At 66.3% G+C, this 26258-nt stretch carries 26 protein-coding genes; 16 read left to right on the top strand and 10 right to left on the bottom strand.

The genetic code is table 11. The features are described from left to right. Positions 1-2: 2 nt before the first annotated feature. Entirely contained in the window at positions 3-1199 is a 1197-nt protein-coding gene (locus CBY09_RS06615) for a GGDEF domain-containing protein (RefSeq protein ID WP_240515602.1), read from the bottom strand. A 270-nt stretch (positions 1200-1469) separates the two neighbouring features. Here CBY09_RS06615 and CBY09_RS06620 point away from each other — a divergent pair, with 270 nt between their 5' ends. The 8 genes from CBY09_RS06620 (at position 1470) to CBY09_RS06655 (ending at position 8082) form a co-directional block, all read left to right on the top strand. Further along, entirely contained in the window at positions 1470-2540 is a 1071-nt protein-coding gene (locus CBY09_RS06620; RefSeq protein WP_094287600.1) for an ABC transporter ATP-binding protein, read from the top strand. A gap of 57 nt (positions 2541-2597) precedes the next feature. After that, a complete protein-coding gene (locus CBY09_RS06625) occupies positions 2598-3890 on the top strand; it encodes an ABC transporter substrate-binding protein (RefSeq protein ID WP_094287602.1) in 1293 nt (430 codons plus the stop codon). Between the two features lie 177 nt (positions 3891-4067). Continuing rightward, positions 4068-4979: an ABC transporter permease gene (locus CBY09_RS06630; RefSeq protein WP_094287604.1), complete on the top strand. Its 912-nt coding sequence runs from the start codon at positions 4068-4070 to the stop codon at positions 4977-4979. 1 nt (position 4980) lies between these two features. Then, on the top strand, positions 4981-5868 hold the full coding sequence (locus CBY09_RS06635) for an ABC transporter permease (protein ID WP_094287606.1): 888 nt from the start codon (positions 4981-4983) through the stop codon (positions 5866-5868). Positions 5869-5881: 13 nt separating this feature from the next. Further along, the gene (locus CBY09_RS06640; RefSeq protein ID WP_094287608.1) at positions 5882-6646 is read left to right on the top strand and encodes a GntR family transcriptional regulator; all 765 of its coding nucleotides are present in this window, start codon (positions 5882-5884) and stop codon (positions 6644-6646) included. A 22-nt stretch (positions 6647-6668) separates the two neighbouring features. Continuing rightward, positions 6669-7415: an aspartate/glutamate racemase family protein gene (locus CBY09_RS06645; protein WP_094287610.1), complete on the top strand. Its 747-nt coding sequence runs from the start codon at positions 6669-6671 to the stop codon at positions 7413-7415. Between the two features lie 53 nt (positions 7416-7468). Then, a complete protein-coding gene (locus tag CBY09_RS06650; RefSeq protein WP_056169497.1) occupies positions 7469-7693 on the top strand; it encodes an AbrB/MazE/SpoVT family DNA-binding domain-containing protein in 225 nt (74 codons plus the stop codon). Then, positions 7690-8082: a type II toxin-antitoxin system death-on-curing family toxin gene (locus tag CBY09_RS06655; protein WP_094287612.1), complete on the top strand. Its 393-nt coding sequence runs from the start codon at positions 7690-7692 to the stop codon at positions 8080-8082. Before CBY09_RS06650 ends, CBY09_RS06655 begins: the two co-directional genes overlap by 4 nt. 89 nt (positions 8083-8171) lie before the next feature. Here the strand turns inward: CBY09_RS06655 and nth are convergent, their stop codons facing one another. Further along, positions 8172-8810: an endonuclease III gene (gene nth / locus CBY09_RS06660; RefSeq protein ID WP_094287614.1), complete on the bottom strand. Its 639-nt coding sequence runs from the start codon at positions 8808-8810 to the stop codon at positions 8172-8174. 2 nt (positions 8811-8812) lie between these two features. Beyond that, on the bottom strand, positions 8813-9778 hold the full coding sequence (locus CBY09_RS06665) for a LysR family transcriptional regulator (protein ID WP_094287616.1): 966 nt from the start codon (positions 9776-9778) through the stop codon (positions 8813-8815). 124 nt (positions 9779-9902) lie between these two features. On the opposite strand from CBY09_RS06665, the gene CBY09_RS06670 reads away from it, so the two are divergent. Both CBY09_RS06670 and CBY09_RS06675 read left to right on the top strand, forming a co-directional pair. Beyond that, positions 9903-11375, top strand: a complete 1473-nt coding sequence (locus tag CBY09_RS06670; RefSeq protein ID WP_094287617.1) for an amidase — start codon at positions 9903-9905, stop codon at positions 11373-11375. A 53-nt stretch (positions 11376-11428) separates the two neighbouring features. Beyond that, the gene (locus CBY09_RS06675) at positions 11429-12412 is read left to right on the top strand and encodes a Bug family tripartite tricarboxylate transporter substrate binding protein (RefSeq protein WP_094287619.1); all 984 of its coding nucleotides are present in this window, start codon (positions 11429-11431) and stop codon (positions 12410-12412) included. A gap of 22 nt (positions 12413-12434) precedes the next feature. On the opposite strand, the gene CBY09_RS06680 is transcribed toward CBY09_RS06675, so the two are convergent. After that, the gene (locus CBY09_RS06680) at positions 12435-12911 is read right to left on the bottom strand and encodes an AraC family transcriptional regulator (protein WP_094287621.1); all 477 of its coding nucleotides are present in this window, start codon (positions 12909-12911) and stop codon (positions 12435-12437) included. A gap of 118 nt (positions 12912-13029) precedes the next feature. Between CBY09_RS06680 and CBY09_RS06685 the strand changes: the two genes are divergently transcribed. Then, a complete protein-coding gene (locus CBY09_RS06685) occupies positions 13030-14220 on the top strand; it encodes an aminotransferase-like domain-containing protein (RefSeq protein ID WP_094287623.1) in 1191 nt (396 codons plus the stop codon). Between the two features lie 7 nt (positions 14221-14227). Further along, entirely contained in the window at positions 14228-14455 is a 228-nt protein-coding gene (locus CBY09_RS06690; RefSeq protein ID WP_094287625.1) for a SlyX family protein, read from the top strand. Between the two features lie 7 nt (positions 14456-14462). Here the strand turns inward: CBY09_RS06690 and CBY09_RS06695 are convergent, their stop codons facing one another. Beyond that, on the bottom strand, positions 14463-15095 hold the full coding sequence (locus tag CBY09_RS06695) for a TetR/AcrR family transcriptional regulator (RefSeq protein ID WP_094287627.1): 633 nt from the start codon (positions 15093-15095) through the stop codon (positions 14463-14465). 109 nt (positions 15096-15204) lie between these two features. On the opposite strand from CBY09_RS06695, the gene CBY09_RS06700 reads away from it, so the two are divergent. After that, a complete protein-coding gene (locus CBY09_RS06700) occupies positions 15205-17259 on the top strand; it encodes an NADPH-dependent 2,4-dienoyl-CoA reductase (protein ID WP_094288093.1) in 2055 nt (684 codons plus the stop codon). Between the two features lie 118 nt (positions 17260-17377). Here the strand turns inward: CBY09_RS06700 and CBY09_RS06705 are convergent, their stop codons facing one another. The 3 genes from CBY09_RS06705 to pstS form a co-directional block, all read right to left on the bottom strand. After that, on the bottom strand, positions 17378-18025 hold the full coding sequence (locus CBY09_RS06705; protein ID WP_094287629.1) for a 3'-5' exonuclease: 648 nt from the start codon (positions 18023-18025) through the stop codon (positions 17378-17380). 72 nt (positions 18026-18097) lie between these two features. Then, positions 18098-19657 carry a CYTH and CHAD domain-containing protein gene (locus tag CBY09_RS06710; protein WP_094287631.1) on the bottom strand — a complete coding sequence of 520 codons (1560 nt, stop codon included), beginning with the start codon at positions 19655-19657 and terminating at the stop codon, positions 18098-18100. A gap of 89 nt (positions 19658-19746) precedes the next feature. After that, positions 19747-20817 (bottom strand): phosphate ABC transporter substrate-binding protein PstS, encoded by a 1071-nt coding sequence (gene pstS, locus CBY09_RS06715; RefSeq protein ID WP_094287633.1) that lies wholly within the window; start codon positions 20815-20817, stop codon positions 19747-19749. Positions 20818-21127: 310 nt separating this feature from the next. Between pstS and CBY09_RS06720 the strand changes: the two genes are divergently transcribed. Beyond that, positions 21128-22819 (top strand): methyl-accepting chemotaxis protein, encoded by a 1692-nt coding sequence (locus CBY09_RS06720; protein ID WP_094287635.1) that lies wholly within the window; start codon positions 21128-21130, stop codon positions 22817-22819. 67 nt (positions 22820-22886) lie between these two features. Then, positions 22887-23090: a hypothetical protein gene (locus tag CBY09_RS06725; protein ID WP_063461871.1), complete on the top strand. Its 204-nt coding sequence runs from the start codon at positions 22887-22889 to the stop codon at positions 23088-23090. A 56-nt stretch (positions 23091-23146) separates the two neighbouring features. On the opposite strand, the gene CBY09_RS06730 is transcribed toward CBY09_RS06725, so the two are convergent. Beyond that, a complete protein-coding gene (locus CBY09_RS06730) occupies positions 23147-24409 on the bottom strand; it encodes a sensor domain-containing diguanylate cyclase (RefSeq protein ID WP_094287637.1) in 1263 nt (420 codons plus the stop codon). A gap of 91 nt (positions 24410-24500) precedes the next feature. Between CBY09_RS06730 and CBY09_RS06735 the strand changes: the two genes are divergently transcribed. Beyond that, on the top strand, positions 24501-24845 hold the full coding sequence (locus tag CBY09_RS06735) for a DUF6172 family protein (protein WP_094287639.1): 345 nt from the start codon (positions 24501-24503) through the stop codon (positions 24843-24845). A 32-nt stretch (positions 24846-24877) separates the two neighbouring features. On the opposite strand, the gene CBY09_RS06740 is transcribed toward CBY09_RS06735, so the two are convergent. Then, positions 24878-26158, bottom strand: coding sequence for a DEAD/DEAH box helicase (locus tag CBY09_RS06740; protein WP_094287641.1), 1281 nt, complete (start codon positions 26156-26158; stop codon positions 24878-24880). Positions 26159-26258: the final 100 nt, after the last annotated feature.

Consider the following 26258-nt stretch of genomic DNA (forward strand, 5'->3'; position numbering starts at 1 on the left):
GCTCAATCGCAGGCGACCGTTTGGGCGGAGCCTGCCTGCGCCGCGCGTGGTGTTTGAACGGGCTCCGAGGCCACCACGGTCCGGTTGCGCCCCTCGTGTTTGGCGCGGTACAACGCCGCGTCGGCGCGTGAGAGCATGGCGTCCAGCGTGTCGTGGGCCCCGGTCCAACTGGTCAGCCCGATGCTGACCTGGCAATCCAGCGCATGGCCGGTGGCCAGCGTGGCGTGGATGCGTTGTGCCACCGCCATGGCGGCATCGGCATCGCTGTCGGGCAGCAGCACCAGAAACTCCTCGCCCCCATAGCGCCCCAGCCGGTCGGCGCGGCGCAGCACCTGGCGCGTGCAGTCGGCAAAATGCACCAGCACCGCGTCGCCATGCTGGTGGCCTCGGGTGTCGTTGACGGCCTTGAAGTTGTCCAGGTCCACCATCATGATGGACAGGCCGTGGCCATAGCGCTGGGCGCGCTCCAGTTCCTCCTCGCAGTGCGCCAGCAGCGCGCGGCGGTTCAGCGTGTTGGTCAGTGAGTCGTGCGTGGCCAGGTGTTCCAGTTCGGTGCGCAGGCGGTCGGTGGCCATCAGCACCGCGCCGATGGAAAGCATGAGCACCATCAATACGTAGGCGCCGATGTAGAGGGTCTGGAACAAGGAAGGCTCCATCAGGTCGGAGCCACCCTTTCCAATGAGGATGGAAAACAGCCGTACGGCCAGTATCAACGTGTGCAACGCCAGCACCACCTGCACCAGCCGCACCGGAAAGCTGTGCTCGCCGTGGCGCAGCATGAAGCGCAACTGAGCCGTGTAGATGCAACCCATCAGCACCGTGAAGAAGCCCACCCGCAGTCCGTAGTTGGGAAACCAGTAGGTGAGCACCACAAACACGGTGGTGCTGCCCGCCATCACCCAGCCCCAGAAGCGCCAGTCAAACGATTGGCCCAGGAAGTGGCGTGTACCCATGTAATAGACGAGGCTGCCCAGCACGAGCAGCTGGTTGGCAAGCACCAGGCTCAGCCAGGCCGGAATGAAGTCCCGCGCACCGAAGAGCACCGTGGACGCCAGCCAGAGCAGGGGGGCGACAGCCCAGGCCCCCACGCCCCGGATGGAGGGCGGGTAGTGGCGCCGCATGAACAGCAGAACGACGGCCATGATGGCGGACATGAAGCCCGCCATGGCAATCATGGAGCGTGGGTCGAGGTTCGTCATCCGTCGTGGGTGGTGGGGTGGCGCGCCTGCGTAAGCAATTGTTTCTTCTGCCCGGGCCCAGTATAGCCACGCGTTGCAGAGGCTTGGTCTATGAGCCCAGGGCCCGTCGCCAGTCGCCCGTGCACCATGAAGGCCCCGGGTGTGGGCCGGGGATGGTGCATGGCGTGCGCCCCGCCGGGGCGGCCGCGCACGGCGTTGGTGCATTTTGTATGCAATGCACTAAAAATATTGTGTACAAAGTTGGCATGGGCTTTGCGTACACCCTGGCCCATGCACGCCACCACTTCTGCGCAGGCTCCTGCCGCCATCGAAATTGTTGCGCTCACCAAGCGCTATGCCAGCGGCAAACCCGCCGTGGATGCCATCAACCTGCGCATTGCCAGCGGCAGCTACTGCTGTCTGCTGGGCCCGTCGGGCTGTGGCAAGAGCACCACCTTGCGCATGATTGCGGGGCACGAGTCGGCGAGCAGCGGCGACATCCTGCTGGAAAACCGCAACATCACCGACCTGCCCGCCGCCGCGCGCGGCACGGCCATGATGTTCCAGAGCTTCGCGCTGTTTCCGCACCTCTCGGCACTGGACAACGTGGCCTTCAGCCTGAAGATGAAAGGTGTGCCCAAGGCCGAGCGCCAGGCCAAGGCACGCGATCTGCTGGAACGCGTGGCCCTGGGCCACCTGGCCGAGCGCAAGCCGGCCGAACTCTCAGGCGGGCAGCAGCAGCGCGTGGCGCTGGCGCGTGCGCTGATCACGCAGCCGCGCGTGCTGCTGCTCGATGAGCCGCTCTCCGCCCTCGACCCTTTCCTGCGCATCCAGATGCGCGCCGAGCTGCGGCGCTGGCAGAAGGAATTGGGCCTGACCTTTATCCATGTGACCCACAGCCAGGAAGAAGCCATGGCCCTGGCCGACACCATGGTGGTGATGAACCATGGCGTGATCGAGCAGGTGGGCAGCCCGCACGAGGTCTACAACCGGCCCGCCAGCGAATTCGTGGCGCGCTTCATGGGGGGGCACAACGTGATCGACACGCCCGAAGGCAAGGTGGGTGTGCGCACCGACCATCTGCAGGTTGCCCTCTTCAACGCAGAACTGCCCTGGGGCACCCAGCGTATGCAGGCCGTGGTCACCGATGTGGAGTACCAGGGCACTTATGTGCTGATCGGCCTGCAGAAGCAGGGCGTGGCCCTGTCGGCCAACGCCACGGCGGCCTATTCGGTGATGGTGCCTGAAGCCGCGTTTGCTGCGCAGCCCTACCAGGTGGGGCAGAGCGTGCAACTGCACTGGACGCCCGACCAGGCGCACCCACTGTCCGTGCCTGCTCCTGCAATGGCCGCAGCCGCCTGATCTGCCGCCGCCCCTCATTTTTCACCTGTCCCCTTCCGCAACCCAAGGAGTTTTCCCATGTCCGATGCTTCCCGTGCTGATTCCCCTGCTGTTGTCTCCGAAGCCACTGGTGTGGCGCGCCGCTCGCTGCTCAAGGGCACGGCGGGCATCCTGGCCGCCGGCATGTTCCCGGCCGTGCATTCGCAGGAAAAGATCGTGCTGCGCTACCTGGGCACGGCGGTGAACCAGGACAAGGCCATTGCCGAGAAATTCAAGGCCGACACCGGCATCGAGATCCAGTACGTGGCCGTGACCACGGACGACGTGACCAAGCGCGCCGTCACCGCGCCCAACAGCTTTGACCTGATCGACACCGAATACTTTTCGCTCAAGAAGATCGTGCCCACGGGCAACCTGAAGGGCATCGACACCAAGAAGATCAAGAACGCCGACAAGATCACCACGCTGTTCACTACCGGCATGGTGGCGGGCAAGGCCGTGGGCGACCAGGGCACGGCCCCCAAGAAGGTGATCTATCTGGAAGGCGAAAAGTCCAAGAAATTCGCGGCCGCACCCACGCAGTTCATGAGCCTGATCCCCACCGTGTACAACGCCGACACGCTGGGCATCCGCCCCGACCTGATCAAGCGCCCCATCAACTCTTGGGCCGAGCTGCTCAACCCCGAGTTCAAGGGCAAGACCGCGATCCTGAACATTCCTTCGATCGGCATCATGGACGCTGCCATGGTGGTCGAGGCCATGGGCATCTACAAGTACCCCGACAAGGGCAACATGACCAAGAAGGAGATTGATCTCACGATCAAGACCCTGATCGAGGCCAAGAAGCAGGGCCAGTTCCGCGCGCTGTGGAAGGATTTCAATGAGTCGGTGAACCTGATGGCCTCGGGCGAGGTGGTGATCCAGTCGATGTGGAGCCCTGCCGTCACGGCCGTGCGCACCAAGGGCATCGCCTGCAACTTCCAGCCCCTGAAAGAAGGCTATCGTGCCTGGGCCGCCGGCTTTGGCCTGCCCGCCACGCTGAGCGGCCGCAAGCTCGATGGCGCGTACGAGTTCATCAACTGGTTCTTGGATGGCTGGGCCGGTGCATACCTGAACCGCCAGGGCTACTACAGCGCCGTGCTGGAGACCGCCAAGTCCAAGATGGAAGCCTACGAGTGGGCCTACTGGATGGAAGGCAAGCCCGCTACGCAGGACATCAAGAGCCCTAACGGCGACGTGCTGGCCAAGGCTGGCGCCGTGCGCGACGGCGGCAGCTACGAGTCGCGCATGGGCGGCATTGCCTGCTGGAACGCGTTGATGGACGAGAACAACTACATGGTGCAGAAGTGGAATGAATTCGTCGCGGCGTAGAAGAGGTGCCACCCCCTGAGGCGCTGCGCGCCTTCCCCCTCTCTCATATTGCTTCGCATCTGGGAGGGGGACGCCCCCGGTGCGGCGGGGCGGCCCTTGCACGGGGGCACTGGTATCGGGCCGCGCCAGTTTTGACGACTGTCGCCCGATGCGATGGATAACTGATTTGCAAACACCATGAGCACCACCACACCGTCCTTACCCGCTGCTGCCGTCCCCGGCCGCAGCATTGCCGCCTGGTGGCAGGCTGCGCCGTTCACACTGGTGTTCGCGCTGTTTTTCCTGATTCCGCTGGCGCTGATCGTGATAGTCAGCTTCTGGGACTTCAATGAGTACGAGCTGTTGCCCGGCTTCACGTTCAAGAACTACGTGTCAATCTTTGCGGGCTGTGGCGATGCGTCGGAGGGGCTGTGCGTCACGCTCAAGACGTATTACTCCACGCTCAAGTTCAGTTTTCTGGTGTGGCTGATCACGCTGGTGATCGGCTTCACCGTGGCCTATTTTTTGGCCTTCCATGTGCGCTCTTCGGGCATGCAGACCCTGTTGTTCGTGCTGTGCACCATCCCGTTCTGGACGTCGAACGTGATCCGCATGATCTCGTGGGTGCCGCTGCTGGGGCGCAATGGGCTGGTCAACCAGACGCTGATGGGCATGAACCTCATCGAGACACCTATTGAGTGGCTGTTGTTCTCCGATTTCTCGGTGGTGCTGGCCTTTGTGCACCTCTACACCATGTTCATGATCGTGCCGATCTTCAACAGCATGATGCGCATCGACCGCAGCCTCATCGAGGCAGCGAGCGACAGCGGCGCGAATGGCTGGCAGACGCTGTGGAATGTGATCGTTCCGCTGTCGCGCACCGGCATCATCATTGGCTCGATCTTTGTCATCACCATCGTGATGGGCGACTTCGTGACGATTGGTGTGATGGGCGGGCAGCAGATTGCGTCCGTCGGCAAGATCATCCAGGTGCAGACCTCGTATCTGCAGTTCCCGCTGGCGGCGGCCAATGCCGTGATTCTGCTGGCCGTGGTGCTCATGATCATCTGGGGCCTCACCCGCCTCGTCGATATCCGCAAGGAGCTGTGAGATGAAAGTGCGCGATTCCCGCCCCGCCAGCTTCTGGCCCCTGGCCGTCGTCTTTGCACTTTTCGTGCTGTTCATGTACGGACCGATGTTCGTCATCTTCATTCTGAGCTTTCAGGGGCCTGAAGGCGGGCTCACCTTTCCGATGCGCGGCGTGTCGCTGCACTGGTTCACCAAGCTGGCCGAGGGCCTGGGCGTGGTGGACATCGGTGCGGCGCTGTGGCGCTCGCTGGGCCTGGGTGTGGCGGTGATGCTGTGCACCGTGGTGTTGTCGGTGCTGGCCGGGCTGGCGTTTCGCAAGCGGCTGGCGGGTGGCAACACGCTGTTCTTCATCGTCGTGGCCAGCCTCATCATGCCGTCCATCATCGTGTCGCTGGGCATCGGGCTGGAGTTCCGGCTCATCGACAACGGCATCAAGGCGGCGCTGGAATGGCTGGGCATGGAGAGTGCGCTGGAGGGCTATGGCACCTCGCTCGGCCTGTTCACCTCGGCCCTGGGCGCCCACCTGACCTGGACGCTGCCGTTTGGCCTGCTCATCATGTTTGCGGTGTTCAACCGCTTCAACCCTGCATACGAAGAAGCCGCACGCGACCTGGGCGCTACGCCATGGCAGGGCTTTGCGCATGTGGTGCTGCCGCTGATCGCTCCCTCGGTCGTGGGCATTGGCATGTTCGGCTTCACGCTGAGCTGGGACGAGATCGCACGCACCTCGCAGGCGATTGGCGACGTGAACACGCTGCCGCTGGAGCTGCAGGGCCTGACCAGCACGGTGACCACTCCGTCCATCTACGCGCTGGGCACCGTCACCACCGTGGTGTCGTTTGCGGTGATGGGCGTCACGCTGCTGCTGGTTTGGGCACTGGGCCGCAGGCGCAAGGGCCGTTCGGGGTAAAAACGGCACCCTTATGACGACCACCCTCCCCAAGCCCCGGCGCACGCGCGCTGCGGTCACCGAACCGCCCGTGCAGCCCGACACGACCGGCCAGCTCAGCGACAACGACATGTACGACCGCATGGTGTCGGCCATCCTCGACCACCGCCTGCCGCCCGGCACCAAGCTGGTGGAGGACAAGCTGGCAGCGGCTTTCGGTGTCTCGCGCACGCGGGTGCGGCCTGTTCTGGTGCGGCTCGCCAATGAACAGGTGGTCACGCTCACGCCCAACCGGGGCGCCTCCATTGCCCAGCCCACGCCGCAAGAGGCGCTGGAAGTGTTCGAGGCCCGCCGCCTGCTGGAGCCGCGCCTGGTGGAGCTGTTCATCGCCAACGCCACCGACGCTGACATCGCCGCGCTGCGCACCTGCATCGACGACGAAGAGGCCGCCCGCGCCAGCGGCGACATGCGCCGCGCCATCCGCCTCTCGGGCGACTTTCACCTGCACATCGCGCAGGCGGCCGGGCACCAGACGCTAGGGCGCATCCTGCGCGAGCTGGTCTCGCGCACCTCGCTCATCCTGATGACCTACAGCCCCAGCCACGCCCAAACCCGCGAAGAGGCCACGGCCTGCGGCTGCCGCGAACACCGGGCGCTGATCGATGCCATTCGTCTGCGTGACGCGCGCGAGGCGCCCCGGCTGATGCTGGCCCACCTGGCGCGGATCGAGTCGCAGCTGGAGTTCACGCCGCCTGCGGCAGAGGCGCCCGATCTGGCGAGGTTGCTGGGTGGTGTCTGACGGTTTTTCCACACGCTTGCCCATGCGCCAACTGCTCGTCATCAACCCCAACATGTCGACCCATGTCAGTGCCTTGCTGCAGCGGCATGTGCAGGGGGCTGCGGGCTCGCATGTGGCGGTGCGCACTGCCACGGCCCGCTTTGGCGCACCGTACATCGCGTGCGAGGCGAGCTACGCCGTGGCGGCCCACGCCGCGCTCGATGTGTGGGCGCATGAGATCGCACAGCCGCAGCCCGCACCCGACGCGGTGCTGATCGGCTGCTTTGGCGATCCCGGCCTGATGGCGCTGCGCGAGAGCAGCCCCGTGCCCGTCACCGGCCTGGCCGAAGCGTCATTCATCGAGGCCGCGCGCCACGGCCGTTTTGCCATCGTGACGGGCGGCGAGCGCTGGGGCCCCATGCTGCAGCGCCTGGCACAGGCGCTGGGCCACGCCCACGCTCTGGCGGGCATCCACACCGTCGCCCCCACCGGCGCGCAACTGGCGGCGGACCCCGAAGCAGCCCGTGCCTTGCTGGCCCAGGCATGCCGAGATGTGGTGCGCCAGATGGGCGTGCAGGCCGTCATCCTGGGCGGGGCAGGGCTGGCCGGCATGGCCGCTGCGGTGCAGCCCCAGGTGTCGGTGCCCGTGATCGACAGCGTGGTGGCGGGTGCCACCTGGGCGCTGCGCGCACATCCCGTGCCGCCGGAGCGCAAGGTGGCGGGGTTTGATGTGGCGTGGGTGGGGGTGTCGCAGGAGATGGCGGCTTTGGGGCTGGCAGGGGTGGTTTGACTGTACCCAGGGGGAAGTTTAGTATTACGTTTGTAATTACTTGGATGTATGCCATGCACACCCTCAAACTCACCCAGGTCGGTAACTCCGTCGGCGCTATTTTTCCAAAGGAACTGCTGGCGCGATTGCAATTGGAGAAAGGCGATGAGTTGTATGTGACGGAGTCGCCCGACGGCTTGCGCATCACGACCCACAACCCCGAATTTGAAGCCCAAATGCGCGTGGCGCGCGAGATCATGAAAGAGCGCCGTGCCGTGCTGCACGAGCTGGCCAAATGAGCCAGTGGGTCTGGCTGGACCGTGCCGTTATCGTCGCCATCCATGAAATGCAGTTGGCTGAGCACGGTGGCGGTGCGGGTGTGCGGGACGCTGGTTTGCTCGATTCAGCATTGGGCAAACCACTGCATCTGAGCCACTACGGCGAGCCTCCGCCAGATGCTGCGGCGTTAGCAGCCTCTTATGGATACGGCATTTCGCGCAACCATCCGTTCGTCGATGGCAACAAGCGCACGGGCTTCGTAGCAGCAGAGCTTTTTTTGCGCCTGAATGGTTGGGCGCTCACCGCCGACGACGCGTCGTGTGTGCTGACCATGCTCGCCGTCGCCGCAGGCGACATCACCGAAGAGGCGTTTGCCGCCTGGCTGCGGGAGCACGCTGTAGCCCGTTGAGTGAAATTTGAAGCTTTTTTGGGCTCTACCGCCTATCCAGTAAGCGCTATAAGCTATAAAAATAATAGCTAGATGCTGGGCCTGCTGACTCAGGGCACCAGCGTCTTCGGCTTGTAGTCGCAGTACTCACTCACCACACATTCCCAGCAGCGCGGCTTGCGCGCCTGGCACACATAGCGGCCCAGCAGGATGAGCCAGTGGTGCGAGTCCACTGCGTAGGCTTCAGGCACACGCTTCATCAGCTGCAGCTCCACTGCCAACGGGTTTTTGCCCGGCGCCAGACCGGTGCGGTTGCTCACGCGAAAGATGTGCGTGTCCACCGCCATCGTGGGCTGGCCAAAGGCCACGTTCAGCACCACGTTCGCCGTTTTGCGGCCCACGCCGGGCAGGGCCTCCAGCGCTTCGCGCGTACGCGGGACCTGACTGCCGTGCTGCTCCACCAGGATGCGGCAGGTCTCCATCAGGTTCTTGGCCTTGGTGCGGTACAGGCCGATGGTCTTGATGTAGCCCTCCAGTCCCTCCAGACCCAGGTCCAGGATGGCCTGGGGCGTGCCAGCCACGGGGAACAGCTTGCGCGTGGCCTTGTTCACGCCCACGTCGGTGGCCTGGGCCGATAGCAGCACGGCGGCCAGCAGCTCGAACGGGGTGGTGTATTCCAGCTCCGTGTTGGGCATAGGGTTGGCCGCCTTGAGGGTGGCGAAGAAGGGCTCGATCTGGGCGGTTTTCATCATCATCGTTGGCGGGGTGGGGCAGGGGGCTGGCTTCTTTTGGCGGGCGTGGCCGGTGCCGCATTGTCCCGCAGCTGCGCCTGCAGGAACTCCAGGAACATGCGCACGGCAGCGGGCAAGGTGCGGCCGCTCAGGGTCTGCAGCTCTGCGGCGCGGGCGCCCATGCCGGGCTCGCGGATCTGGGCGGCGTGCAACTCGCCGCGCAACACGCGGTCGCGCACCGTCACCTCGCCCGAGATGGACAGGCCGCCACCATGCAGCACAAAGTGCATCAGCGTCTCGAAGTGGTTGCACACCAGTGCGGGCTCAAAGACCAGGCCCCGCTGGCTGCAGCCAATGTCGAACAGCTGGCGCACGGTGTTGTCGCGCTCGGGTAGGGCGATGGGGTAGGCGTGCATCTGCGCCAGCGTGACGGAGTGCAATCGCGCCAGCGCGTGGTCGGGCCGCATGATGGCGATGACGGGTGCGGCCTGACGGTGCTGCACGGTGATGTCCCGCTCGGCCGAGCGGCTGTAGGTCAGGCCAATGTCCGCATCGCCGTTGAGCACCGCCACGGTCACAGCTGCCGGGCTGGCCACGCGCAGGTGGAACTGGATGCCGGGGTACTGCAGGCGGAACTGCGCCATCACGCGCGGCAGGAACTCGATGGCGAAACCCGCAGAGCTGCAGATGCGCACCAGCCCCGTGCGCAGGCCCTGCAGCGCCTGGATGTCGGAGACCACGCGGTCGGCCTCCAGCGCGCCCCGCCGCGCATGGGCAGCCAGCAGCTCGCCCGCTGCGCTGGGCGCCATGCCGCGCGGCCGCCGGTCAAACAGCGGCACGCCCAGCAGGTCTTCGAGGGCGGCGACTTGGCGGCTCACGGCCGAGGGCGACACATTGAGGCGCGTGGCGGCCTCGCTGACCGAGCCGCTGCGCACTACCTCCAGAAAGTAGCGCAGTGCCGTGTCCTGCAAGCGGCTGGAAAGCATGGGGGGCCTTTCGGAGTGTGGATTGCATAAAACGCAAAGATAACCCCAGAAATCGTTGATTGTCGAAACGCAGCGAGCTGCTTATGCTGACTTGCAAATGACACATTCACCGGCCTCAGCCTCCATGCCTTCCGCAAACAGCGTCACCCCGGGTGGCACCCCCAGCCACATCGTGGACTACACGGCCACCGGCCTGTCGCGCGCCATCCATGCGCGGGAGGTCTCCTGCACCGAGGTGCTGGACGCCTACCTGGCCCAGGTGGACCGGCTCAACCCCGTGGTGAATGCATTGGTGGCGATGGCGGACCGCAACGCCCTGCGCACGCAGGCGTCAGAGCGCGATGCGCAACTGGCACGCGGCGAGAGCCTGGGCCCGCTGCATGGCTTTCCGCAGGCGCCCAAGGACATCATGCCCGCTGCGGGCATGGTCACCACGCGGGGTTCACCCATCTTTGCGGGACAGATCTCGGCCACGGATGCGGTGGTGTTCGAGCGGATGCGCGCAGGCGGTGCACTGTTCATCGGCCGCAGCAACTCTCCGGAGTTTGGCCTGGGCGGCCACACCTACAACCCGGTGTATGGCACCACACGCAATGCCCACAACCCGGCCGTGTCGGCGGGCGGCAGCAGTGGCGGCGCAGCGGTGGCCGTGGCGCTGCACATGCTGCCCGTGGCGGATGGATCGGACATGATGGGATCGCTGCGCACGCCAGCGGCTTTCAACAACGTGTATGGGCTGCGTACCTCGTTCGGCCTGGTGCCGCACGGGCCGACGGAAGAAGTGTTCTTCCAGCAGTTCAGCGTGGCCGGGCCCATGGCCCGCAACATCCCGGACCTGGCGCTGCTGCTGTCGGTGCAGGCGGGTTTTGATGCGCGCCTGCCGCTCACGCGGCGCCATGAGGACGTGGCCCTGCTGGGCCAGCCGCTGGAGCGTGATTGGCGCGGCGCCCGCATTGGCTGGCTGGGTGACCTGGGCGGCCATTTGCCCACCGAGCCTGGCGTGTTGGCCACCTGCGAGCAGGCGCTGGAACACTTCCGCACGGTGGGTTGCACCGTGGAATCTGTGGTGCCCGCATTCAATCTGGAACAGCTGTGGAACGCATGGATCGACTTGCGCAGCTTCAGCGTGGCAGGGGCCAATGCGGCCTTGTATCGCAACCCGGCCACGCATGCGCTGCTCAAGCCCGAGGCGGTGTGGGAGATCGAGCGTGGCATGCGCCTGACGGCTCTGCAGGTGTACGACGCGGCCCGCGTGCGCAGCGCGTGGTACCAGGTGCTGCGCGGCCTGTTCGAGCAGTTCGATTTTCTGGTGTTGCCCGCTGCCCAGGTGTTCCCCTTCGATGCCGGGCTGGACTGGCCCTATGAGGTGGGCGGCCGCACCATGGACACCTACCACCGCTGGATGGAGGCCGTGGTGCCCGCCACCATGGCCGGCCTGCCCGCGCTCGCAGCCCCCGCAGGCTTTGGCCCCGGCGGCCTGCCTGCAGGTCTACAGATCATCGGCCCGGCACAGTCGGACGCCGCCGTGCTGCAGATCGGCCATGCCTACGACCAGGCCAGTGGCTATGCCCGTGTGGCGAGCCCGCTGCTGGGTTGATGCGTTCGATGTCCGTCCCGCTTTTCCAGAATTTTTTGACCGGAGAACTCCCCATGCCCTTGCTGCGCTCCCGCTTTATTTCCTGTCTTCTGGCTGGCGCGTGCGCGCTGGCGGCGCCCGCCGTGGCCTGGGCGCAGGCCTTTCCTGAGCGGCCGGTCAAGCTGGTCATACCGTTTGCACCCGGCGGTGCCACCGACATTTTGGGGCGGCTGCTGGCCACGGCCCTGGGCGAGCGCCTGGGCCAGCCCATGGTGGTAGAGAACCGGCCCGGTGCGGGCACGGTGGTGGCGGCCTCGCTGGTGGCAAAGGCACCGGCCGACGGCTACACCCTGCTGCTGGGCGCCAACACCACGCTCACCATGAACCCCGCAATCCGCACCAACCTGCCGTACGACCCCGTGCGCAGCTTTACGCCCATCGGCATGGTGGCGGACATGGGGCTGCTTCTGGTGGCGCACAACGATGTGCAGGGCAGCACGCTCAAGGACATCGTGGCGCAGGCCAAGGCCGCGCCGGACAAGTTCTCGTACGGCTCCTACGGCACGGGCTCATCGGTGCACTTCGGCGCCGAGATGCTCAAGACCACGGCAGGTTTTCCGATGATGCATGTGCCCTTCAACGGCAGCTCGCCCAACCTGACGGCGCTGATGGGCGGGCAGGTGCAGCTGGCGGTGGACACGGTGGTGGCCTCCACCCCGCTCATCAAGGCAGGCAAGATCAAGCCCATCGCCGCGCTGAGCCCGCAGCGCCTGGCGTTGCTGCCGAATGTGCCCACTGTGGCCGAGAGCGGCTACCCGGGTTTCGACATGGGCTCCTGGTTCGCTTTTGTCGGCCCTGCAGGCCTGCCCGCTCCGGTGCAGAAGAAGCTGGAGAAGGCCCTGGCCGACACCATGGCTTCGGCCGAATTCAAGAAGAAGCTGGTGGACATCGGCATGACCCCGGCATGGGGCAACGGCGATGCGCTGCGCGCCCGCATCGAGCGCGAACTGCCACTCATGCGCGCCGTGGCTGCGCGGGCCGATATCCGCGTGGATTGATACGCGGGCGCCGGCGTGTGACTCAGGCCACGCGCTGCACCGCCAGGCACAGCCAGCACGGAAACGCGCCGGTGGCGGGGTTGACGGCGAAGTGCTCGTCATACACCTCGACAGCGGGTCTGGCCGCCACCTCCCAGCCTGCGGGGATCTGCCCCGGGGCCGTCATGCGGGCCCAGGCTGCGCCGATCTCGGGCCCGGTGCCAACAAACTGAAAACAGGCGTAGTCGCCTCCGGGGAAGTCCTGCACCAGGGCCTCGGTGCCCGTACGCAGGCCCACGCCCACCTGCACACAGGCGTCGTAGCGGCACTGAGCAGGCGGTGTGCAGGCGGGGTTGTCCAGGCTGATGCCGTAGAACTTGGGGCGCGGCTCGCTCAGGCCATGGGCCTCGCACCAGCGGCCAAAGCGGTCCCACAGCTGCGTGAGGGAGGGGCCATAGGGGCCGGTCTGGCGCATGTAGGCGAGGCGCATCGGTGGCAGCTGGCGGATTTCGAGGGGCATGGGGGCTCCGTAGCGAGGCGGTGGTTCAGGTTTTGGCCCCCGCAGTCTAAGCCGCAGGAAACCTGCACGCCAATTGGCGACAATGCGGGATCCTTTGCCACCCACTTCTGTCCACGCCATGCAATTTGCCGACCGCCTGAACAACGTAGAAACCTCCGCCATCCGCGAGCTTTTCAAGCTGCTGGGCAAGCCCGGCATCATCAGCTTTGCGGGTGGATTCCCCGACAGCGCGATGTTCGACGTGGAAGGCATCCGCGCCGCCAGCAATGCAGCCCTGGCCGAGGAGCCCGGCGCAGCACTGCAGTACGGCGCCACCGAAGGCTACAACCCGCTGCGCGAGCAACTGGCCGCCTTCATGACGAGCAAGGGCGCCAAGGATGTGGCGGCCGACAACCTCATCGTCACCACCGGCAGCCAGCAGGCGCTGGACCTGCTGGGCAAGACGCTCATCAGCCCCGGCGACAAGGTGATTGTGGAAGGCCCGACCTTCCTGGCGACCATCCAGTGCTTCCGCCTGTACGGCGCCGAGCTCATCAGCGCGCCCATCGACGGCAACGGCGTGAAGACGGATGAACTGGAAAAGCTCATCGCCGAGCACAAGCCCAAGTTCGTCTACCTGATCCCCACCTTCGGCAACCCCAGTGGCGCCATGCTGAGCGCCGAGCGCCGCAAGGCCGTGCTGGAGATGGCCGTGAAGCACAACACCCTGATCGTCGAGGACGACCCCTACGGCGACCTGTACTTTGGCGACGCGCCTCCGCCCAGCCTGCTCAACCTGTCGGCCAGCGTGCCCGGCAGCCGTGAGCTGCTGGTGCACTGCGGCAGCCTGAGCAAGGTCTTGTCGCCCGGCCTGCGCGTGGGCTGGATGATTGCCCCGGCCGAGCTGTTGGGCAAGGCCACCATGTGCAAGCAGTTCAGCGACGCACACACCAGCACCTTTGCCCAGGCCACAGCCGCGCAGTACCTCAAGGCCGGCCGCATGCCTGGCACGCTGGCCAACGTGCGCAAGGTGTATGCCGAGCGCGCCGAGGCCATGGGCGACGCGCTGCGCAAGGAGCTGGGTGATGCCATCGAGTTTGTGCAGCCGCAGGGCGGCCTGTTCGTGTGGGCACGCCTCACAGGGGCAGGTGGCAAGGTGGCCGATGGCAACGTGCTGGCCAAGCGTGCGATTGAAAAGGGCGTGGCCTTTGTGCCCGGCACGCCATTCTTCTGCGCCAACCCCGACCACGCCACCTTCCGCCTGTCGTTCGCCACGGCCGATGTGGACAAGATCCGCGAAGGCGTCGCGCGCCTGGGCCAGGCGATCTGACGCCTCCATGTCTGACGCCAACGATCTCGCCAGCGTTCTCCAGCGCCTCGAAAGCCTGGAGATCAAGGCCAGCTTCACCGAAGACCTGCTGGACCAGCTGAACATGACGATCTACCGCCAGCAGGAGCTGATCGACCGCCTCGCGCAGGAGGTCATCCAGCTGCGCCGCCAGGTGCCCGAGGGCGGCGGCGTGGCGCCGCGCAACCTGCGCGACGAGTTGCCTCCGCACTACTGAACTGGCTCTAGGCTTTCACCGACCGCCACGCCGCGTCTGCCAACTCTGCGCGGTAGGTGGTGGGCGAGGGCAGGCCGCCCTGGGCCGCATTGCCCGACAGCCAGGCCCTGCAATAGCTCTGCACCGGCCCCATCACCAGCGATGGCATCAGCTCGCACGGCAGGTCGCGCACCGCACCGGTGCGGCGGTGGGGCTCGAACCAGGCCACCAGTGCCTGGTTGCGGCGGTGGGCTGCGTCGGCCAGGTCGGGCGTGCGGGGGCCAGCAGCCACCGCGCCGCGTGACTGAAACAGAAAACGCGCCCGCTCGGGCTGCGCCACCACCCAGTCCAGATAGCCCGTGACGAGGGCATGCACGCCCGCCTCCACGCCTTGGGCGGCATCCAGTTGCGCCTGCACGCTGCGCGACTGGTCGTGAAAGATGTCAAAGAACAGTGCCGCCACGATGCCGTCGCGGTTGCCGAAGTGGTGGTAGATGCTACCCACGCTGGCCCCGCAACGCGCGCGCACGCCATCGATGGTGACGGCATCGACCCCGCCTTCGGCCGCGCAGGCCAGGGCGGCGTTCAGGATGTCCTGACGGCGGTCTGCCGTTGCTTCGGCGGGGGATGAGACGGGGGGCGGGGAATTGCGGCTTGCCATGGAACGGGATTCTAGAATAAAGTTCTAGAAAAACCTTCTAGTCCACGATCGTTCCATGCATTCCTCTCCTCCCATGGCTGCTCCTGCCGCCTCTGCAGCCGCTGCCCCCATGCCTGGCGCCGCCTTGTATCCGCACCTGCTCGCCCCCCTTCATCTCGGCTTCACCACCCTGAAGAACCGCGTGCTCATGGGCTCCATGCACACCGGGCTGGAGGACGGGCGCGACCTCTCGCGCATGGCGGCGTACTTCCGTGAGCGGGCAGAAGGTGATGTGGGCTTGATCGTGACGGGCGGCTTCGCTCCCAACATCGCGGGCTGGGCCAAGCCGTTTGCGGGCACCTTGTCCACCTCGGGCGCGGCCAAACGCCACCGGGTGGTGACCGACGCGGTGCATGGCGCGGGCGGCAAGATTGCACTGCAGATCCTGCACACGGGCCGCTACGCCTACCACCCGCTGGCCGTGGCGCCGTCGCGCCTGCAGTCGCCCATTTCACCGTTCACGCCGTTTGCGCTGTCGGCGCGCGGGGTGGAGCGCCAGATCCGCGCCTTCGTCAATTGCGCGGTGAAGGCGCGCGAGGCCGGGTACGACGGTGTGGAGGTGATGGGCTCCGAGGGCTACTTCATCAACCAGTTCCTCTCGCAGGCCACGAACCTGCGGCGCGATGAATGGGGCGGTGACTACAGCCAGCGCATGCGCCTGCCGGTGGAAATTCTGGCCCGCATGCGCGAGGCCGTGGGGCCGGACTTCATCATCATCTACCGCCTGTCGATGATCGACCTGGTGCCCGGCGGCAGCGCGTGGGACGAGATCGTCACCCTGGGCAAGGCCGTGGCCACGGGCGGGGCGAACATCGTCAACACCGGCATCGGCTGGCACGAGGCGCGGGTGCCAACAATAGCCACCAGCGTGCCGCGCGCGGCGTTTGCCTGGGTCACGCAGAAGATGAAGGCCGAGTTTGCCGCGGCAGGCATCGCCACGCCGCTGGTCACGTCCAACCGCATCAACACGCCCGAGGTGGCCGAGCAGGTGCTGGCCGACGGCTGCGCCGACATGGTGTCGATGGCGCGGCCGCTGCTGGCCGATGCCGCGTTTGTGAAGAAGGCGGCGCAGGGCCGGGCCGACCGCATCAACACCTGCATCGCCTGCAACCAGGCCTGCCTGGACCATGTGTTCCAGAACAAGACCAGCAGCTGCCTGGTCAACCCGCGCGCCTGTCATGAGACCGAGCTGGTGTACCGCCCGGTGTCGTCGCGCAAGCGCATCGCCGTGGTGGGTGCCGGGCCTGCGGGCCTGACCGCCGCCACGGTGACGGCGGAACGCGGGCACGAGGTGCACCTGTTCGACGCGGCGCCCGCCATCGGCGGCCAGCTCAACATGGCCAAGGTGATTCCGGGCAAGGAAGAGTTCCACGAAATGCTGCGCTACCTGGGCACGCGCGTGGAGGACACGGGGGTAAAGCTGCACCTCAACCGCAAGGTCGCAGCCGCCGACCTGGCGGGCTTTGACGAGGTCATCGTCGCGACCGGTGTGGAGCCGCGCGACCCGAAGATCCCCGGCCAGGACCACCCCAAGGTGCTGAGCTACATCGATGTGTTGCGCCACGGCAAGCCGGTGGGTGAGCGCGTGGCGATCATCGGTGCGGGCGGCATCGGCTTTGACGTGGCCGAGTTCCTCACGCACGGCGACCACCCCTCCACCACACTCGATTTGCCTGCCTGGAAGGCCGAATGGGGCATCACCGACCCGGCCGAAGCGCGCGGTGGCCTGGCTGCCAGCGGCCCGCGCGTGACACCCCCTGCACGGCAGGTGACGCTGCTGCAGCGCAAGAAGGGCAAGCTGGGCAACGGCCTGGGCAAGACCACGGGCTGGATCCACCGCACGGTGCTCAAGATGAAAGCGGTGGAGATGGTGGGCGGCGTGAACTACGAGCGCATTGCCGACGAAGGGCTGCTGGTCTCGTACGGCGAAAAGCGCGAGGACCCGACCTGGATTCCGTGCGACACCGTGGTGCTGTGCGCGGGCCAGGTGCCCTTGCGCAGTCTGGCGCAGGACCTGGAGGCCCAGGGCCGCAAGCCCCATCTGATCGGCGGTGCGCTGGAGGCGGGCGAGCTGGACGCCAAGCGCGCCATCGACCAGGCCGCGCGGCTGGCGGCGCGCCTGTGAGGCACGGGCAGGGCGTGGTTTACGGCAAAAAAAGGCCGTTACCGCGCTCTGGATATGCCTGAATAGCTATATATTTAATAGCAAATGACGGTTGTGTGCCCTGGCCTGACGCAGGCCCTCAGGTGGCGGCGGGGGCCTGCAGCGCAAGGAACACCCGCAGCGCCGCCCAGGCGTCGTTGGCGGCGTAGACCAGCTGGGCCTCGGTGAGTTTTTCGTTGGCCCAGTTGGAGGTGGCGGCTTTCTTGGATTTGATGAAGCGCCGGTTGAACAGCACGGCCACAGCGCCTTTCACGCCCATGTCCTTGCGGTAGCCGCGTTGGCGGAACACGGTGTTCAGCTCCAGCACGTCGCTGGGTTGCACACCCAGCTTGGCCTGTATGCGCTTGGTGTCGTCGCCCAGCCCAAAACCCGCCTTGGTCACGCCGCGCAGCGCCAGCAGCTCGGCCACACGCGCGCGGCAGCCGGGGTCGTGCAGCTGGAAGACCCAGGCATGGTCGAGTGTCGCCAGCTGCACGACGTGGGGCCCGTCGGACTGCTCGCCCTGCACGAAGGTGGGCTTGGATTCGGTGTCAAACCCCCAGGCGCTGGCAGCGGCCAGGGCATCACAGGCCTTGTCGGCCTGGGTGGGCGTGGAGACGAGTGCTATGCGGTCGGTGCCCAGGCGCTCAAATGGTTCCAGCAGGGCGATCTGGTCTTTGTCCGGGGTGGGGTGGTGGGAGGGGCGTGCACCGGTGTGGTGGCGCCGGGCAGGGGGAGTGGCCGTCATGCGGGCATTGTGCCCTGCTCCCGCCTGCGCACAGTTGTGTGGATGTGCTGCTGTGCGGCTGCGCGCCACCGCTCAGCGCACGCCGCTTTTGCGCAGGCGGGGAGCGTCGGCCAGGTGCGACAGGGCCTGTTCGCAGGCCGCCACCGCCAGGGCCTGGTGCGCCGCCAGCCAGCCCAGGCCAAACCAGGCCACAGGGGCATTGGAGGTGGTTGCCAGGTCGTCATACAGCCCCTGGGCCACGCGCTCGTCGTTCAGCTGGCCCAGGGCCGACAAGGCGGGCTGCAGGCTGTCCAGAAAAGCGGCGCTGTCGGCATCCAGCCCCGGCGCCACGAATTCGGTGAGGTAGCGCAGGCGCTTGAGGCGTTTGCGCAGCCGATGTTGCTTTTGCATGGTCAGTGCGGCAAACCCCTGCGCGTCCTGGCGCACCTGTGTGTGCAGGCGCTTGATGCGTTTTTGCAGCAGGCGGTGGGTGTCTTTCGGCCCCAGGGCTTCCGCTCCGTCCGCGTCTGTGTCTGGCGCGGTGGCAAGGGGCGCGTGGCTCTGGGCCGTGAAGGCCATGAGACCGATCAGCGCGGTCTGGAATGCGGCGGTGCGCACGATGTCGGCTGCACCCGTGCTGGCACCTGCTGCGCTGGCACTGCCCGTGGGCGGTTCGGCCAGGGCAGGGGCACCGGCGGCCTGCATGCGGGCATGGACGGACTGCAGCACCTGGCTTCGGTCGCGCAGCTCGCCCAGACGCCGGAACACGTCCACCAGGGGCGCGTCCCACGCGGGGTCGAAACGGCCGGGGGCCAGCGGCGCCAGCTCGCGCAGGGCCGTGCGCAGGCGGCGAAGGCCAATGCGCAACTGGTGCACATGTTCATCGGTGCCCGTGCCTTCCGCGATCTCGCTGCTGTTGCTCAGCACCTGCTGCAGGCAATAGGCGACCACGGCCCGCTGCAAGGCCGGGCCCTGCCAAAAGGCGGGGCCCGTAGCATGGGCGACCATGGCCCTGGCTTTGGTGGCAGGCCGGGACCATTGCGCTGCCAGCAGCCGCTCGCCGCGCTCGGCCTTGGACACCGTGCTCAGATACAGCCCATGCCGCGTGGCCCAGCGGGTGGCCAGGGCGGCGAGCCCTGCCACGGGCCCGGTGGTGAGTTCCAGTTCCAGCTCGCAGATGCGGGCTTCTTGTTGCTGTGGGGTGCCCCGCCGGGCCACCACCCGCCCGGTGTCCAGAGCCAGCTCCACCACACCCCCTTTGAAAGCGATGTTCCGAGTCACGCGGTCCATCTCTGTGCCGTAGGTTTCTACCAAAGGGCCCTGGGCCGCCTGTAGCGCCGCCACCAGCCGCGCACCAGCGACCGAGCCCGCATGCAACTCGGGGCGCGGCGCCAGGCTCGGAGGAGCATCGCCCAGAACCACGTTGTGTTCTTCCCGGTCCAGCGGGCCCAGGCCCAGGGCTTTGACGGTCTGCACCCACTGCGCGCCCTCGCGGCGCAGCCGCAAGGCAATGCCCCGGGACGACAGGGCCGCGTCGGGCGTGTCGAAGTAGCGCGCCTCCATGCGGATCGGCGTCCACCGGCCCCGGCGCACGGCCGCCTGCACGGCGGCCAGCCGCTCGGGGGGAATGCAGAACTTGAACTCGATTTCCATGGATGACTGCGGCGCTCGCGCTGAATTGTTTTTTGATTAATGAAAATGAATATAAAAATTAATTTTCAGTAATTTGGGATTTGGTTGATTTACTGCTGCAAAGGCGCGGAAGAAGAAATCAAACTCAAGCCCAAGGGCGTTCCTTTTTGGTCGCGAATGGATGTGATGACCTTGAATGCAGTGGCTTGCACCCGGTCGGGCAGGCGCACAAAATTATTTTCACTGACCAGGGTATCGCCATTCACAAAGGACCAGATAATGAATTTAAGCGCCTGGGTGGTTTGCTCCGGGTTGCTGGTGACCTTGGGGAACACCACAAACGTGCCCATGGTAATGGGCCACGCCGATTTGCCGGGCTTCTGCGTCAGCGTGTTGTTGAATGCGCCGGTGGCAGACCATTCGCTGTTGGCCAGTGCGGCCTTGAAAGCATCGATGGAGGGTTTGACAAAAACACCTTCGGCATTCCTCATCTGCACCGAGGCCAAGCCGTACTCGGCCACATAGCCAAAATCCACATAACCAATGGCGCCCACGGTGTCGCGCACGCCCTTGGCCACGCCCTCGCTGCCTTTGAAAGCCAGATGGCCGTCGGGCCATTTGATGCTGGTCTTGACGCCAAAAGACGCCTTCCATGGGGCGCTGACCTTGGCCAGGTAATCCGCGAAGTTGTAGGTGGTGCCCGAGCCGTCGGCGCGCACCACCACCTTGATGGGCAGGTCGGGCAGGGGCGTGTCCGGGTTCAGGGCGTTGATGTCGGGGGCGTTCCAGCGGGTGATTTCGCCCATGAAGATGCGGCTCAGCACTTCGCCCGTCAGACGCAGCTGCGCGTTCTGGACCTTGGGCAGGTTGACGATGGGGCTGATGCCGGTGATGGCCACGGGCAGGGCGATCAGGCCGTGCTCGATCAGATCCTTGTCGGACGGATGCACATCGGTGGCCCCGAAGCCCACGGCCTGCTGCTGGATTTTCTTCATGCCCGCACTGGATCCGACGGGATCGTAGGCCACCCCGGAGCTCGTGGCCTTGGTGTAGGCCTTGGCCCAGCTGCGGTAAATGGGCGCTGCGGCGGAAGACCCTGCACCGGTCACAGTCTGCGCGCCAGCGGCGCCCGCGGTCAGCAGGGCCCATGAGAGGGTCAAAAGGGCGTAGATAGTTTTCATGGATTTTTCTGTTATTTGTTTTGAATATGTTTGTATTTGTCGAAACCCTGCGGGCCCCTGGCCTGCGAGGCCGGTAGCTTATCAAAAAAATATTATCTTTCTTTAAAGCCCGGTGAGGGTGTAATGGTCTTGTTGCTGCGTCATGGTTTTGTCATTTGAAACAAATAGTATCTTTCTCCGACGGCCATACCGTGGCCGGAAATGGTGGCTGAAACAGGGGTGGCACGACCACACCAGGTTTTCGCCACACGGATCGAACGCGATGGTGGTGCCCCCGGGGCCGCCACCGGGACATTGACGAGACCTTCAGATGCTTCAAAAAATCAAAATTGGCACCCGACTGGCCCTGGCATTTGCCGTGCTGCTGCTGTTGATCTCGGCCCTGGCGGCGGGCGGCATCAGCGGTGCCAAGCGCCTGACCGAGCGCAGCGCAGCGCTGTATGGCGACCGCACGGTGCCTTTGGGCGTGCTGTCCGAGATCAGCCACCTCACCCAGCGCAACCGGGTGCTGGTGATGGACATGCTGATGGACCCTGGCACCAGCAACCTGCAGGCCAGCCACACCGAGCTGACGGCGAACGTCGAGCGCATCCGCAGCCTGTGGGCCAGCTACACGGCCAAGCCGCTGGCCGCTCAAGAACAATCCCTGGCCCAGGCCTTTGCCGAGGCCAACACCCAGTACCTGGACAAAGGGCTGCTGCCCGCCGCGCAGGCGCTGGTCTCGGGCAAGTACGACGACGGGTCGGAGCTGTACATCACCCAGATCCGCCCCCAGGCCGCCAAGGTGCAGGCGGCGGTCGAGCAGCTGGTGGGCCTGCAGATCGAGGTGGGCGCAGAAGAGTTTGGTGCCGCCAAGGCGATGAGCGAGACCATCCATGTGTGGATGCTGGCCGCGACCGCGCTGGCACTTCTGGTGGGGGCGGCGATGGCGCTGGTCATCACGCGCTCCATCTCGCGCCCTCTGCAGCAGGCCGTGGCACTGGCCCGCACGGTGGCAGGGGGCGACCTGAGCGCGCAGATTGTGGTGCGCGGAACCGATGAAACCGCCGAACTGCTGGGCGCCCTGCGGGAGATGAACCAGCAGTTGGTGCGCGTGATCACCGAGGTCCGCGACAGCACCGAAACCGTGGCCCGGGATGCCGTGCTGATGGCCGGTGGCGCCGAAGACCTGGCCCGCCGCACCGAGGTGCAGGCCTCCAACCTGCAGGAGACAGCGGCCTCGATGGAGCAGCTCACCATCACCGTGCAACACAACACCGACAACGCCCACCGCGCCACGCAACTGGCGCAAGAGGCCAGCAAGGTGGCCAATGAAGGCGGCAGCGTGATGCGTGACGTGGTGGCCACCATGCAGGAGATCAACCTGCAGTCGCAGAAGATCACCGACATCATCAAGGTGATCGACGACATCGCCTTCCAGACCAACCTGCTGGCCCTCAATGCCGCCGTGGAAGCAGCCCGCGCGGGCGAGCAGGGCCGGGGTTTTGCCGTGGTGGCGGGCGAGGTGCGGGGGCTGTCGCAGCGCAGCAGCACGGCGGCGCGTGAGATCCGGGGCCTGATCGCGGCCAGTGTGCAGGGCGTGGGGCGGGGCTCGGCGCTGGTGGGCCAGGCGGGTGAGCGCGTGGCCAACACCGTGCGGCATGTGAACCAGGTCGTGGCCTTGATTAGCGAGATTCAGAACGCGGGCCAGGAACAGGCCCGGGGCATCGCCCAGATTGGCGAGGCCGTGCGGCAACTGGATGTTGCCACGCAGCAGAACGCCGCCCTGGTGGACGACAGCTCGTCCGCCTCCACCGGTGTGAAGAACCAGGTCCGGCGCCTGCTGGAGGTGATCCACCAGTTCCGGCTGGCGCCCGATGGGGCCCGCCCGGCCGTGGATGCACTGGAGGGGCCCCGACAGGGCGGGTTGCCGCTGCCATCAACAGCGCCAAACGCGCTGGGGGCGGCGCTGCCCGCAGGGGCTACGCCGCGCCAGCCGCAGCTGTCCATGGCGCCGCGCTAGGCCACGGCGTGCCCGCATCTTCCGTGACCATGCACCGGTGGGACGGTGGCGCACCGGTAGCCCGGCGATGAATCACACCGATGTCCTGATCGCCATTGCCGAAGTGGCGCGCAGTGGCGGCGCGTCAGCGCCTGAGGACGCGATTGCGCAACTGGCCATGATCATCGACGGCCTGGAGCTGTCGCAGCAGGGCGCCGAGCAGGTGATGGAAATGCTGCTGGGGATTGCCGCCTGCCTGTGGAACCTGCAGCAGGAGCGGATGCGCTTGTAAAAGTGGCGTGGCCCCGCCTGCCTTGCGGAGACACGGCAGGGGCGGGTCGCCCCGCATCAGTCGCCCGGGGTTTCGAGCGAGGCGATCTGGTCGCGCCCCCGGTGCTTGGCCAGGTAAAGCGCCTGGTCGGCGCGGTCCAGCATGTCGCGCAGGCTGCGGTCGCTCTGGCGGAAGGCGCCCACACCCAGGCTGGTGGTGATGCGGTAGGCCTGGCCCGTGTCGTCGTTCAGCTGCAGCGCGCGCACGCTCTGCAGGATGCGGTGGGCGGCCTCCAGGCCCTCGGCCAGGGTGGTCAGCGGCAGCAGCACACCAAATTCCTCGCCCCCGAGGCGCCCCACGGCATCACTGGCGCGCAGCTGGCTTTTGACGGCCTGGGCAAAGGCCACCAGGGCCCGGTCCCCCTCCAGGTGGCCATAGCGGTCGTTGATGGCCTTGAAATGGTCCAGGTCCAGCATCAGCAGCGTGAGCGGCTCGCCGCTGTGGCATGAGTGGGCGTACGCGGATTCCGCCGTCTCCAGAAACGCGCGTCGGTTGGCAATGCCGGTGAGCATGTCGGTGGTGGCCAGCCGCTGCAGCTCGCGCTCCAGGTTCTTGCGCTGCGTCACGTCGCGGTAGATGCCTTCGACCCCCGCGAAATTGCCCGCATGGTCGTACAGCGCGTGGCTGCTGATGGAGATGTCGATCACCTGGCCGTCGCGCCGCACCATCTGGCCGGGAAAGTCGCTGACCTCACCATCCGCCAGGATCGCGGCCTTGAACGCATCGCGATCGGAGCTGTGCGGGTAGTACGACTCTGCCGTGCGGCCCTCGATCTCGTGCGGTTCGTAGCCCAGCACACGCCGCACCCCAGGCCCCACATGCTGCACCACGCCCTGGGCATTGGTGCGGTAGTACACGTCCTGCAGGCTGTCGAACAGGCGGCGGAAGTTCTGCTCGCTCTCGCGCAGCTGGGCTTCGATCTCGCTCTGGTGGGTCATGTCCAGGCCACACATGAGCACGGCGGGGGCGCCGTCCCACTCCGTCGCCATGCTGCTGATCAGCACCATGCGCAGGTTGCCGCGCGCGGTGCGGATGCGGAACTCGGAGGATTTGTTGGGCCGCCCCGCCTGCCCGGGCACGGCCACCTGCTGGATGCGGTTGCTGGAGCGCACCTGGTCGATGGGGTGCACAAAATCACCCGAGAGGCGGCCGATCAGTCTGTCGGCGCTGGGCGCTTCCAGCAGCTCCACGCTGGCCGCGTTGGCAAAGCGAATGGCGCCATCCTGTGTGACGAGCACAGCCGCTGGCAGCAGGTGCAGCAGACGCAGGTCGTGGGACATGGGGCTTGGTGGTAACCAAAAGTAATGCACCATTGTGGCACCTGGGGGCCTGGCTGGGAACGGGCGGGTGTCACAGGCGGTACCATCGCCCATGAGAAAAACTTTCCAACTCCACGTTGAAGGCAAGAACCGCGACCGCGTTCTGGATGCCGTCAAGCACGAAATCCGCAAGTACATCAAACGCGAACGGCGCCGCGACCTGCCGGAAGGCGCTGACTTCTGGGACTTTGACTGCCGTTTTGGCCGCACCAAGGAAGACGCCGCCGTGGCGCATCTATCGGCCCTGACCGGGCTGATCAATGAAGTCGCGGCCGAGGGCGGGGCGCAGTTCTATGTGGAAATCCTCGCCAAGCCCGGCAAGCGCCAGCCCCGCGCTGCAGGCGCGGCCGAGGTGCATGGCGTGGATGCGGCTGATGGCGATGTCGAAGGGGCCTGACCCCGCCGCTTTTTCCCGCTCCCAGGCTCCGTTCAGGAGCCTTTTTTTTCGGCGATTGACGTTGCAGCGGCCGCAGCCGCAGCGGCGCGCAGCTTGTCCTTTTTGCTCGGCCGTTTGCCTTTGACGCCCCCGGTACCCTGCGGATCGGTGGCGGGGGCTGCGGTTTCGGTGGGCTCGAAGCCCGCAATCTGCTCGCGCGGCAGGGCTAGGTGCTGGCGCTTTTCGATCAGCCGGAAATGCGCCTCGGCATCGGCCGTCACAAAACTCACGGCCATGCCACTCTCACCCGCGCGGCCGGTGCGGCCGATGCGGTGCACGTAGTCCACGGCCGAGCGCGGCAGGTCGTAGTTGACCACCGCAGGCAGCTGCGCAATGTCGATGCCACGCGCGGCCAGGTCGGTGGTCACCACCACCTGCCAGCGCTCGTCCTTGAACTCCTGCAGCACCTGCTTGCGCGCGCCCTGGCTCAGGCCGCCGTGGAAAGGCGATGCATAAATGCCCGCCTTGTACAGCTTCTCGGCCACATGCTCGGCCGCGTACTGCGTGGCCACAAACACCAGCACACGCGACCAGTTGTGCTCCTTGACCAGGTGGCGCAGCAACTGGGTGCGGCGGCTGGCGTCCACCGCAATGGCGCGTTGTTCGATGGCGGGTTCGTTGCCCGGGGTGTGGGGCACCTCCACGCGCACGGGGTTTTTCAGCAGACCATCGGCCAGCGCCTGCACCGCTGCAGGGAAGGTGGCCGAGAAGAACAGGTTCTGCCGCTGTGCGGGCAACAACGCCAGCACACGCTGCAGCTCTTCGGCAAAGCCCAGGTCCAGCAGGCGGTCGGCCTCGTCCAGCACCAGGTGCGCCACGGCCGACAGGCGCAGCGCGTTGTGATCCACCAAATCCAGCAGGCGGCCCGGCGTGGCCACCACAATGTCGGCGCCGCCACGCAGGCCCAGCATCTGCGGGTTGATCGAGACGCCACCAAACACGATGGCCACTTTCAGCGGTTGCTGCAGGTGCTGGGCCAGGCTGCGCAGCACCTCGCCCACCTGGGCCGCCAGCTCGCGCGTGGGCACCAGCACCAGGGCGCGCACCCGGCGCGGGCCGCCAGGCCCTTGCGTCGCGCTAAGCTGCAGTTGCTGCAGCAAAGGCAGGGCAAAAGCCGCTGTTTTGCCGGACCCCGTCTGGGCTGCCCCCAGCAGGTCAGCCCCTTGCAGGATGGCGGGGATGGCGCCTGCCTGGATGGGCGTGGGCGCGACAAAACCCGCTTTTTCTGCAGCGTGGACAAGGGCAGGGGACAGACCGAGGGAGGCAAAGGGCATGGAAGCGGCGCTGGGGCGGCGGCAGGAAGGGCCACACAGCAGCGCGAAACGGGGAAGGAGATGGGGGGATTGTCGCCGCAGTTGCTGTCCTGGCCCCCGC

Origin of the sequence: Acidovorax kalamii (genome assembly GCF_002245625.1) — a bacterium.
Lineage (GTDB): Bacteria > Pseudomonadota > Gammaproteobacteria > Burkholderiales > Burkholderiaceae_C > Acidovorax > Acidovorax kalamii.

Coding starts and splice junctions, on each gene's coding strand:
- CBY09_RS06615 (WP_240515602.1), bottom strand. CDS start 1,199: ATGACGAACCTCGACCCACGCTCCATGATTGCCATGGCGGGCTTCATG.
- CBY09_RS06620 (WP_094287600.1), top strand. CDS start 1,470: ATGCACGCCACCACTTCTGCGCAGGCTCCTGCCGCCATCGAAATTGTT.
- CBY09_RS06625 (WP_094287602.1), top strand. CDS start 2,598: ATGTCCGATGCTTCCCGTGCTGATTCCCCTGCTGTTGTCTCCGAAGCC.
- CBY09_RS06630 (WP_094287604.1), top strand. CDS start 4,068: ATGAGCACCACCACACCGTCCTTACCCGCTGCTGCCGTCCCCGGCCGC.
- CBY09_RS06635 (WP_094287606.1), top strand. CDS start 4,981: ATGAAAGTGCGCGATTCCCGCCCCGCCAGCTTCTGGCCCCTGGCCGTC.
- CBY09_RS06640 (WP_094287608.1), top strand. CDS start 5,882: ATGACGACCACCCTCCCCAAGCCCCGGCGCACGCGCGCTGCGGTCACC.
- CBY09_RS06645 (WP_094287610.1), top strand. CDS start 6,669: ATGCGCCAACTGCTCGTCATCAACCCCAACATGTCGACCCATGTCAGT.
- CBY09_RS06650 (WP_056169497.1), top strand. CDS start 7,469: ATGCACACCCTCAAACTCACCCAGGTCGGTAACTCCGTCGGCGCTATT.
- CBY09_RS06655 (WP_094287612.1), top strand. CDS start 7,690: ATGAGCCAGTGGGTCTGGCTGGACCGTGCCGTTATCGTCGCCATCCAT.
- nth (WP_094287614.1), bottom strand. CDS start 8,810: ATGAAAACCGCCCAGATCGAGCCCTTCTTCGCCACCCTCAAGGCGGCC.
- CBY09_RS06665 (WP_094287616.1), bottom strand. CDS start 9,778: ATGCTTTCCAGCCGCTTGCAGGACACGGCACTGCGCTACTTTCTGGAG.
- CBY09_RS06670 (WP_094287617.1), top strand. CDS start 9,903: ATGCCTTCCGCAAACAGCGTCACCCCGGGTGGCACCCCCAGCCACATC.
- CBY09_RS06675 (WP_094287619.1), top strand. CDS start 11,429: ATGCCCTTGCTGCGCTCCCGCTTTATTTCCTGTCTTCTGGCTGGCGCG.
- CBY09_RS06680 (WP_094287621.1), bottom strand. CDS start 12,911: ATGCCCCTCGAAATCCGCCAGCTGCCACCGATGCGCCTCGCCTACATG.
- CBY09_RS06685 (WP_094287623.1), top strand. CDS start 13,030: ATGCAATTTGCCGACCGCCTGAACAACGTAGAAACCTCCGCCATCCGC.
- CBY09_RS06690 (WP_094287625.1), top strand. CDS start 14,228: ATGTCTGACGCCAACGATCTCGCCAGCGTTCTCCAGCGCCTCGAAAGC.
- CBY09_RS06695 (WP_094287627.1), bottom strand. CDS start 15,095: ATGGCAAGCCGCAATTCCCCGCCCCCCGTCTCATCCCCCGCCGAAGCA.
- CBY09_RS06700 (WP_094288093.1), top strand. CDS start 15,205: ATGCCTGGCGCCGCCTTGTATCCGCACCTGCTCGCCCCCCTTCATCTC.
- CBY09_RS06705 (WP_094287629.1), bottom strand. CDS start 18,025: ATGACGGCCACTCCCCCTGCCCGGCGCCACCACACCGGTGCACGCCCC.
- CBY09_RS06710 (WP_094287631.1), bottom strand. CDS start 19,657: ATGGAAATCGAGTTCAAGTTCTGCATTCCCCCCGAGCGGCTGGCCGCC.
- pstS (WP_094287633.1), bottom strand. CDS start 20,817: ATGAAAACTATCTACGCCCTTTTGACCCTCTCATGGGCCCTGCTGACC.
- CBY09_RS06720 (WP_094287635.1), top strand. CDS start 21,128: ATGCTTCAAAAAATCAAAATTGGCACCCGACTGGCCCTGGCATTTGCC.
- CBY09_RS06725 (WP_063461871.1), top strand. CDS start 22,887: ATGAATCACACCGATGTCCTGATCGCCATTGCCGAAGTGGCGCGCAGT.
- CBY09_RS06730 (WP_094287637.1), bottom strand. CDS start 24,409: ATGTCCCACGACCTGCGTCTGCTGCACCTGCTGCCAGCGGCTGTGCTC.
- CBY09_RS06735 (WP_094287639.1), top strand. CDS start 24,501: ATGAGAAAAACTTTCCAACTCCACGTTGAAGGCAAGAACCGCGACCGC.
- CBY09_RS06740 (WP_094287641.1), bottom strand. CDS start 26,158: ATGCCCTTTGCCTCCCTCGGTCTGTCCCCTGCCCTTGTCCACGCTGCA.